Source organism: Cupriavidus basilensis, assembly GCF_029335485.1.
Classification (GTDB): Bacteria; Pseudomonadota; Gammaproteobacteria; order Burkholderiales; family Burkholderiaceae; genus Cupriavidus; species Cupriavidus basilensis_E.
In genome coordinates, this window is the sequence record NZ_JARJLM010000265.1 from 1 (window position 1) to 832 (window position 832).

Genomic DNA, 832 nt, shown 5'->3' on the forward strand with positions numbered 1-832 from the left:
CGCCTGCCTGCGCTCCGCCCGCTCCAGGTGCGGCAGGCTGTTGAAGCTGAGCAGGCGCTGCGTGCCGCGCCCGGCGATGATCTCGCAGAAGGCGGTATTGCGGAACTGCAGGTTCAGCTCGATCGCGGTCTGCGCCGGCGCACCCAGCATATCGGCCACGGCGCGGCCGATGGCGCCGCCCGAACTCACCACCAGCAGCGCATCCTCGCGCGCCGCGCCTTCCGTGGCCTGGGCCAGTCCGTCGCGGATGCGTCCGCCAAAATCCGCCCAGGATTCCGGCATGCCGTTGAGTTGATCCAGCGTCCAGGCCTGGTAGGCCGCGCGGAAGGTGCGCCAGTAGTCGTTGTAGTCGCCATTCTGGTGGGCGCGGTGGTCCGCCCCGCCGGTATGGCTGCGGTACAGCGCCTCGCCGTCGTATTCGTTGAGCCCCGGGTGGGTCTCCAGCGGCACGTCGGCAGTCTCCATGCCGGCCAGGATTTCCAGCGCCGTGTCCTGCTGGCGTGCCAGCGATCCGGCGACCACGCGCTTGAAGGAGACACCGCGCTCGCGGAAGTATTCGCCGAGCCAGCGGGCCTGCTGCCGGCCGGTGGGGGAAAGGCAGTCGTAGTTGGCGGCACCGAATGAGGCCTGACCGTGCCGTACCAGGAAGAGCGTTGCCATGGATGATGTCGGTGCCGGCAGGCACCGCCGGAAGCGGTGAAACGGGAATCGGCACGCGGCGCCGGGACGCCGCGCGAAGTTTAGCCATTGTATGGGCGCCAGGCGCGGCGGCCAATCAAAGCCGCGCCGGATTCATAGCGGCCATTTCCGCGCTGCATTATGCCGCTCGCCA

Annotated in this window: 1 protein-coding gene; it reads right to left on the bottom strand. The window is 69.0% G+C overall.

Annotated elements, in window-relative coordinates; translation table 11 throughout:
- On the bottom strand, nt 1–660 hold a 660-nt coding region (locus P3W85_RS15520), incomplete at its 3' end, for a histidine phosphatase family protein (RefSeq protein ID WP_276265455.1).
- Between the last annotated feature and the right edge of the window lie 172 nt (nt 661–832).